The organism is Pseudomonas sp. PS01270, from assembly GCF_029959775.1.
Lineage (GTDB): Bacteria > Pseudomonadota > Gammaproteobacteria > Pseudomonadales > Pseudomonadaceae > Aquipseudomonas > Aquipseudomonas atacamensis.
Genome location: NZ_JASCPT010000069.1, coordinates 23,401 through 30,630, shown reverse-complemented (window position 1 = coordinate 30,630; position 7,230 = coordinate 23,401). Strand labels below are relative to the sequence as shown.

General features: G+C 59.7%; 8 protein-coding genes. 6 read left to right on the top strand and 2 right to left on the bottom strand.

What is annotated here, in order from left to right:
• Positions 1-123 precede the first annotated feature (123 nt).
• Together QMX86_RS18410 and QMX86_RS18405 are read left to right on the top strand one after the other, a co-directional pair.
• Entirely contained in the window at positions 124-909 is a 786-nt protein-coding gene (locus QMX86_RS18410) for an outer membrane protein OmpK (RefSeq protein WP_039763797.1), read from the top strand.
• A gap of 371 nt (positions 910-1,280) precedes the next feature.
• Positions 1,281-2,066: an outer membrane protein OmpK gene (locus tag QMX86_RS18405; protein ID WP_056784020.1), complete on the top strand. Its 786-nt coding sequence runs from the start codon at positions 1,281-1,283 to the stop codon at positions 2,064-2,066.
• Positions 2,067-2,198: 132 nt separating this feature from the next.
• On the opposite strand, the gene QMX86_RS18400 is transcribed toward QMX86_RS18405, so the two are convergent.
• The gene (locus QMX86_RS18400) at positions 2,199-3,371 is read right to left on the bottom strand and encodes a patatin-like phospholipase family protein (protein ID WP_282384575.1); all 1,173 of its coding nucleotides are present in this window, start codon (positions 3,369-3,371) and stop codon (positions 2,199-2,201) included.
• Positions 3,372-3,406: 35 nt separating this feature from the next.
• On the bottom strand, positions 3,407-4,339 hold the full coding sequence (locus tag QMX86_RS18395) for a lipid A biosynthesis lauroyl acyltransferase (protein WP_041479319.1): 933 nt from the start codon (positions 4,337-4,339) through the stop codon (positions 3,407-3,409).
• Positions 4,340-4,456: 117 nt separating this feature from the next.
• Between QMX86_RS18395 and minC the strand changes: the two genes are divergently transcribed.
• From minC to QMX86_RS18375, 4 genes are all read left to right on the top strand, one after another.
• Positions 4,457-5,194, top strand: coding sequence for a septum site-determining protein MinC (gene minC, locus QMX86_RS18390; protein WP_024012205.1), 738 nt, complete (start codon positions 4,457-4,459; stop codon positions 5,192-5,194).
• Between the two features lie 169 nt (positions 5,195-5,363).
• Positions 5,364-6,176: a septum site-determining protein MinD gene (gene minD / locus QMX86_RS18385; protein WP_007913953.1), complete on the top strand. Its 813-nt coding sequence runs from the start codon at positions 5,364-5,366 to the stop codon at positions 6,174-6,176.
• A complete protein-coding gene (gene minE / locus QMX86_RS18380) occupies positions 6,176-6,430 on the top strand; it encodes a cell division topological specificity factor MinE (RefSeq protein ID WP_003223146.1) in 255 nt (84 codons plus the stop codon). Before minD ends, minE begins: the two co-directional genes overlap by 1 nt.
• A gap of 90 nt (positions 6,431-6,520) precedes the next feature.
• The gene (locus QMX86_RS18375) at positions 6,521-7,156 is read left to right on the top strand and encodes an RluA family pseudouridine synthase (RefSeq protein ID WP_024012204.1); all 636 of its coding nucleotides are present in this window, start codon (positions 6,521-6,523) and stop codon (positions 7,154-7,156) included.
• Positions 7,157-7,230: the final 74 nt, after the last annotated feature.

Sequence of the window (7,230 nt, the reverse complement as noted above, 5' to 3'; positions counted from 1 at the left end):
CGAAAGCACTGTGTCATTCAACATTGATGGCGACTGACACAACTGCTTCGCGAGCAGGCTCGCTCCCACAGGGACTACGCAACTGCTTGTGCCTCAAACAATAAAAACAAAAGGGAGCAACAGATGATCCGCACGCAAAGCAACGTTCTGTTGAGTGGCGGCCTGCTGGCCGCGAGTCAGGCCATGGCCGGCGATCTGCTGCTGTGGCAGAGCAACAGCCTCAGCTATCTGTACGGCAAGAACTTCGCGATCAACCCGTCCTATCAGCAGACGGTCACCTTCGAGCACGCCGACAAGTGGAAGTACGGCGACAACTTTCTGTTCGTCGACAAGATCTTCTACAACGGCAAGGAGGACCCGAACAAAGGTCCGCACACCTTCTACGGCGAGTTCACCCCGCGCCTGTCTTTCGGCAAGATCCTCGACCGCAAGATCGAGTTCGGCCCGATCAAGGATGTGCTGTTGGCGATGACCTACGAGTACGGCGAAGGTGAAAGCGAGGCCTACCTGATCGGTCCCGGCTTCGATCTGAAAGTGCCCGGCTTCAACTACGTCACCCTGAACATTTTCCGCCGCCAGACCGAAGGCCCGCGGCCCGGCGACGGTGTCTGGCAGATCACCCCCGCGTGGTCCTACAGCTTTCCGTTGGGCAATTCCGATGTGCTGATCGACGGTTACCTCGACTGGGTCGTCGACAACGACGAAAACTCACGCGGCACCTACCACGCCAACCTGCACATCAATCCGCAGATCAAATACGACCTCGGCAAAGCCATGGGCTGGAGCCAGAAACAGGTATACGTCGGCACTGAGTACAGCTACTGGAAGAACAAATACGGCATCGAAAACAGCCACTCGTTCGATACCAACCAGAACACTGCCAGCCTGCTGCTGAAGGTGCACTTCTGAAATGGCCCGCAACCGTGCGCCATGCCTGTCGTCGGTGCTCTGTTGCGGAGCACTTGAGCCTTGGCCGAGGAGTCAGTATTCTCCGCGGCCTTCCGAATTCGCTCTAAAAAAAAGCCCGAATTCAATTTCTGACCGAAAAGCCAACTTATCCCGGCTGCGGTCAGTCCTGAGGCATCCCGAAAACACGCTCGTCGACTGTTTTTCAGCAGCCGAACGGGCGTTTTTTGGTTTTTCGAAAGCCTTGGCGCAGCTTTTGCTACCAGCATTCAAAGCTGACCGATCGGATGAAATCTGCGGTACGAAAAAAGGCGCCACATCAGAGCGCCGAACTTAAAAAAATAACGTGGAACACCTACTTTGGGAGCAACCGAATGAAACGTATGTGCACCAGCCTGATGCTGGCCGGATCGATGTTCGCCGGCGGCCAGGCGATGGCCGAAGGCCTGCTGCAGTGGCAGAACAACAGCCTGACCTACCTGTATGGCAAGGACTTCCAGGTCAACCCGCGCATTCAGCAGACCGTGACCTTCGAGCACGCCGATGCCTGGAAGTATGGGGACAACTTCCTGTTCATCGACAAGATCTTCTACAACGGCAAGGATGATGGCGGCGTCGGCTCCAACACCTACTACGGCGAGCTCAGCCCGCGCCTGTCGTTCGGCAAGATCTTCGATCAGAAACTGGCCTTCGGCCCGGTGACTGACGTGTTGCTGGCCATGACCTACGAGTTCGGTGAAGGCGATACCGAGTCGTACCTGATCGGTCCGGGCTTCGACCTGGCGATTCCAGGCTTCGACTACTTCCAGCTGAACTTCTACCAGCGTCACACCCAGGGCGCACGCGCCGGTGACAATGTCTGGCAGATCACCCCGGTGTGGTCCTACACCATTCCGGTGGGCAAATCGAACATCCTCATCGACGGCTTCATGGACTGGGTGGTCGACAACGACTCCAACTCCAAAGGCGATTACCACGCCAACCTGCACTTCAACCCGCAGGTCAAATACGACCTGGGCAAGGCGCTGAATTTCGGCGAGAAGCAGTTGTATGTCGGTGTCGAGTACGACTACTGGTCGGACAAGTACGGGATCAAGGACAGCCAGTACTTCAAGACCGATCAGAGCACCACGAGCTTCCTGGTCAAGTTCCACTTCTGACCCGGCGGCGTCCTCCCCGACGCCTTCGCGAGCGAGCTCGCTCCCACGGTGGTTCTATGTTGACTGCAAATTGCGCATTCAATGCAAAACCCTGTGGGAGCGAGCTTGCTCGCGAACAGGCTCACCGTAATTTCAGGAAGGAGCCACCGCTTCAGATATCCGCAAAAACCGGCACAGCTCCTCGCGCTTGGCCAGCGCATCCCGCCGCCCCAACTCGATCAACTCGCTGCAATACCCCGCCTCGAACAGCAGGTAACTGAGCACCCCCGCCCCGCTCGTCTTCGTCGCCCCCGGACCGCGCAGAAACAGACGCAACGCTGCTGGCAGTTCCTGGCGATGCCGCGCGGCGATTTCGTCGATCGGCTGACTTGGGGCAATCACCAGCACCTCCACCGGCGCCACACCCAGTGCACGAGTGGGTGTGCCGGCCGGGAGCAAATGACTGAACTGATTCAGACGCTGCAGCAACTCGATATCGCTTTCCAGACTGTCGATAAACGTGCTGTTGAGCATATGCCCGCCGATCTGCGCCAGCGTCGGTTGCTGGCCGCTGTAGGCGCGCTCCAGCGGCTGCTGCGGATCAACGCCGCGCGGGTTGCCGCTGACGCCCACCACCAGCACGCGACTGGCACCCAGATGCAGCGCCGGGCTGATCGGCGCCGACTGGCGTACTGCGCCGTCACCGAAATATTCCTCGCCGATTTTCACCGGCGCGAACAACAGCGGGATCGCCGAACTGGCCAACAGGTGATCGACCGACAATTGCGTCGGCACGCCAATGCGGCGGTGCCGCAGCCAGGCGTCGATGGTGCCGCCGCCCTGATAGAACGTCACCGCTTGCCCCGATTCGTAGCCGAACGCGGTCACCGCCACCGCATGCAATTGCTTGCGCGCGATGGATTCGGCGATGCCGGGCAGGTGCAGTTTTTCCTCGAGCAGTTCGCGCAGCGGCGAACTGTTGAGCAGCGCCACCGGCATCTGTCGACCGAGACCGAGCAGGCTGTGGCTGACGAAGCGGCTGGCTTGATGGATGACTCCAGGCCAGTCGCTGCGCAACACGCGGTGGCTGCGAAAGCCCTGCCAGAACTGGGTCAGGCGTTCGATGGCGGCGCGAAAATCCGTGGCGCCACTGGCCAGGCTGACCGCATTGATCGCCCCGGCCGAGGTGCCGACGATCACCGGAAACGGATTGTCCGCGCCGACCGGCAGCAACTCGGCAATCGCCGCCAGCACCCCGACCTGATAAGCCGCCCGAGCCCCGCCGCCGGAAAGAATCAAACCTGTGACCGGTTCAACAGGACTCATCGCAACACTCCACAGTGCTTGTCAGTACGGGTGAATCAACGACGCTTGGGATAAAGTTTCGGCTCACCCGGCGGGCGACTCTTGAAGCGCCGATGCGCCCATAGATATTGCTCGGGGCAGGCACGCAAAGCGCTCTCGACCCACTGATTGATGCGGATGCAATCGGCCTCCTCGCTCTCGCCGGGGAAGTCTTCCAGCGGCGGATGAATCACCAGGCGATAACCACTGCCGTCGGCCAGACGTTCCTGAGTGAACGGCACCACCAGCGCTTTGCCCAGGCGCGCGAACTTGGTCGTCGCAGTGACGGTGGCGGCCTGAATGCCGAACAGCGGCACGAAGATGCTCTGCTTGGCGCCGTAATCCTGATCCGGCGCATACCAGATCGCCCGTCCCGAGCGCAGCAGTTTGAGCATGCCGCGTACGTCATCGCGCTCCACCGCCAGCGAATCGAGATTGTGCCGCTCGCGGCCACGGCGCTGGACGAAGTCGAACAAGGGATTTTTGTGTTCGCGGTACATGCCGTCGATGGTGTGCTGCTGGCCGAGCAGCGCCGCGCCGATTTCCAGCGTGGTGAAATGCGCGGCCATGAGGATCACGCCTTTGCCTTCGCGCTGGGCCTTCTGCAGATGTTCAAGGCCTTCGACGTGGGCCAGTTTCGCCAGACGCTCGCGCGACCACCACCAGCTCATCGCCATTTCAAAAAAGGCAATGCCGGTAGAGGCGAAGTTTTCCTTGAGCAGGCGTTTGCGCTCGGCGGCGGATTTTTCCGGGAAGCACAATTCCAGATTGCGCCGGGCGATGGTTCGCCGGTCGCTGGCGACGCGATACATCAACGCGCCCAAAACTCGACCGATGGTCAGCAGCGCCGGATACGGCAGCTGCACGATCAGCCACAAAAGCCCCAGGCCGCACCAGAGCGGCCAGAAGCGCGGAGCAAGATATGCTTTTCGAAAACGCGGGCGATCCATTAAAGCTTCCGTAAATACAGTGGCCGCGCATTCTACATCGTTCGACCCGGCTTGCGGCTCGCGGGCGTTCTCGTTATAAGTCTCGGCACTTTTAGTGACAAGCCGTTGTATGCCGACATGAGCCAAACCGACCCGTTAGACCAAGATCCCGTATTCCAGCTCAAGGGCAGCATGCTGGCCATCACTGTGCTGGAACTGGCCCGTAACGACCTCGAAAGCCTCGATCGGCAATTGGCCGCCAAAGTCGCCCAGGCGCCGAATTTTTTCAGCAATGCACCGCTGGTCCTGGCGCTGGACAAACTGCCGCCGAACCAAGGCGCGGTTGATCTGCCGGGGCTGATGCGCGTCTGCCGTCAGCACGGCCTGCGTACCTTGGCCATTCGTGCCAGCCGCATCGAAGACATCGCCGCTGCCATCGCCATCGACATCCCCGTGCTGCCGCCCTCCGGCGCCCGCGAGCGCCCGCTGGAGACGCCGGAAGCCGAAGTCAAAAAGAAGCCGGAAAAGCCGCCTGAGCCGAGCGTCAAACCGACCCGCGTAATCACCACGCCAGTACGTGGTGGCCAACAGATATATGCCCAGGGTGGCGATCTGGTCGTGGTCTCTTCGGTCAGTCCGGGGGCGGAACTTCTTGCAGATGGCAACATCCATGTATACGGCCCGATGCGCGGCCGTGCGCTGGCCGGCGTCAAAGGTGACACCAAGGCACGGATTTTCTGTCAGCAATTGAGCGCTGAACTGATCTCCATCGCCGGTCATTACAAGGTCTCCGAGGATTTGCGTCGCGATCCGATGTGGGGCTCGGGCGTCCAGGTCAGCCTGTCAGGCGACGTGTTGAACATCATTCGGCTTTAACGGATACTGCCGCATTTTCCAAGCATCTCTAAAACGTAGCGAAAACGGCTCAAACGAAGTAGGAAAAAGGCCCAAAGCCAAATTCCAGCCAAGGCTGTCCGACTGCAGTAGTTTTCAAGAGATGTTTTTCAGGGGCTGAACAGTCCTTCTTCCTTAGGGGTGAAACACCTTGGCCAAGATTCTCGTGGTTACATCCGGCAAGGGTGGTGTGGGTAAGACCACCACCAGCGCCGCTATCGGTACCGGTCTCGCTCTGCGCGGCCACAAAACAGTGATCGTCGACTTCGACGTGGGCTTGCGTAACCTCGACCTGATCATGGGTTGCGAGCGCCGCGTGGTGTATGACTTCGTCAACGTGGTAAACGGCGAAGCCAACCTGCAACAGGCACTGATCAAAGACAAGCGCCTGGAAAACCTCTACGTACTGGCGGCCAGCCAGACCCGCGACAAAGACGCGCTGACCGTCGAAGGCGTGGAAAAAGTCCTGATGGAGCTCAAGGAACAATTCGAGTTCGTCGTCTGCGACTCCCCGGCGGGCATCGAGAAAGGTGCGCACCTGGCCATGTACTTCGCCGATGAAGCGATCGTCGTGACCAACCCGGAAGTGTCCTCGGTACGTGACTCGGACCGCATGCTCGGCCTGCTGGCGAGCAAATCGCGCCGCGCCGAACGTGGCGAAGACCCGATCAAGGAACACCTGCTGATCACTCGCTACCACCCGGAGCGTGTCGAGAAGGGCGAGATGCTTGGCGTTGAAGACGTCAAGGAAATTCTCTCGGTGACCCTGCTCGGCGTCATCCCGGAATCCCAGGCGGTGCTCAAGGCTTCCAACCAGGGCGTGCCGGTGATTCTCGACGACCAGAGCGATGCCGGTCAGGCTTACAGCGATACCGTCGACCGCCTGCTGGGCAAAGAAAAAGCCCACCGATTCCTCGATGTCGAGAAGAAGGGATTCTTCGAGCGCCTGTTTGGAGGTAGGTAATGAACCTTTTTGACTTCTTTCGTGCCAACAAAAAGCCAAGTACCGCCTCGGTAGCGAAAGAGCGTCTACAGATCATCGTGGCGCATGAGCGCGGCCAGCGCAGCACGCCGGATTACCTGCCAGCCTTGCAGAAGGAACTGGTCGACGTGATCCGCAAGTACGTCAACATCGGCAACGACGACGTACATGTTGCACTGGAAAGCCAGGGCAGTTGCTCGATTCTGGAACTCAACATCACCCTGCCCGATCGCTGAGTCGATCCGGCAGGTATGACGGCGGTTCAGGGCCATTCCCCAGTGGAATGGTCCTGAACCGCCGTTGGCATTTGTTACGAGGCTGTTTTAATGCCGCTGTCCAACATCCGCATCATCCATGAGGACGCCGCCGTACTGGTGGTCGACAAACCGACCCTGCTGCTCTCGGTGCCCGGTCGCGCTGACGACAACAAGGACTGCCTGATTACCCGCTTGCAGGAAAACGGCTACCCGGAAGCGCGCATCGTCCATCGTCTGGACTGGGAAACCTCGGGCATCATCCTGCTGGCCCGGGATGCCGACACCCATCGCGAGCTGTCGCGGCAGTTTCATGATCGCGAAACCGAAAAGGCCTACACCGCTTTGGCCTGGGGTCAGCCGGAACTGGACAGCGGCAGCATCGATCTGCCCCTTCGCTACGATCCGCCGACCAAACCACGGCATGTGGTCGATCACGAATTCGGCAAACATGCGCTGACGTTCTGGAAGGTGCTGGAACGGTGCGGCGACTGGTGCCGCGTCGAACTGACACCGATTACCGGTCGCTCCCATCAACTGCGCGTGCACATGTTGTCGATCGGCCATCCGCTGCTCGGTGACGGACTCTACGCCCACGAGCAAGCGCTGGCGGCCTGGCCACGTCTGTGCCTGCACGCGAGCATGCTCAGCTTCACTCATCCGCAAACCGGCGAACGCCTGCGCTTCGAGTGCCCGGCGCCATTCTGAAATGCGTAAATACTTTGAAAGCCCTTCCTTGCGAAGGGCTTTTTTTGTCCTGCCAGAATTCCACCGGCAATAGA

What these genes read in the sequence shown, in the direction of transcription:
- QMX86_RS18395 (WP_041479319.1), bottom strand. Translation starts at nt 4,339, where the DNA reads ATGGATCGCCCGCGTTTTCGAAAAGCATATCTTGCTCCGCGCTTCTGG.
- minE (WP_003223146.1), top strand. Translation starts at nt 6,176, where the DNA reads ATGAACCTTTTTGACTTCTTTCGTGCCAACAAAAAGCCAAGTACCGCC.
- QMX86_RS18410 (WP_039763797.1), top strand. Translation starts at nt 124, where the DNA reads ATGATCCGCACGCAAAGCAACGTTCTGTTGAGTGGCGGCCTGCTGGCC.
- QMX86_RS18405 (WP_056784020.1), top strand. Translation starts at nt 1,281, where the DNA reads ATGAAACGTATGTGCACCAGCCTGATGCTGGCCGGATCGATGTTCGCC.
- minC (WP_024012205.1), top strand. Translation starts at nt 4,457, where the DNA reads ATGAGCCAAACCGACCCGTTAGACCAAGATCCCGTATTCCAGCTCAAG.
- QMX86_RS18400 (WP_282384575.1), bottom strand. Translation starts at nt 3,371, where the DNA reads ATGAGTCCTGTTGAACCGGTCACAGGTTTGATTCTTTCCGGCGGCGGG.
- QMX86_RS18375 (WP_024012204.1), top strand. Translation starts at nt 6,521, where the DNA reads ATGCCGCTGTCCAACATCCGCATCATCCATGAGGACGCCGCCGTACTG.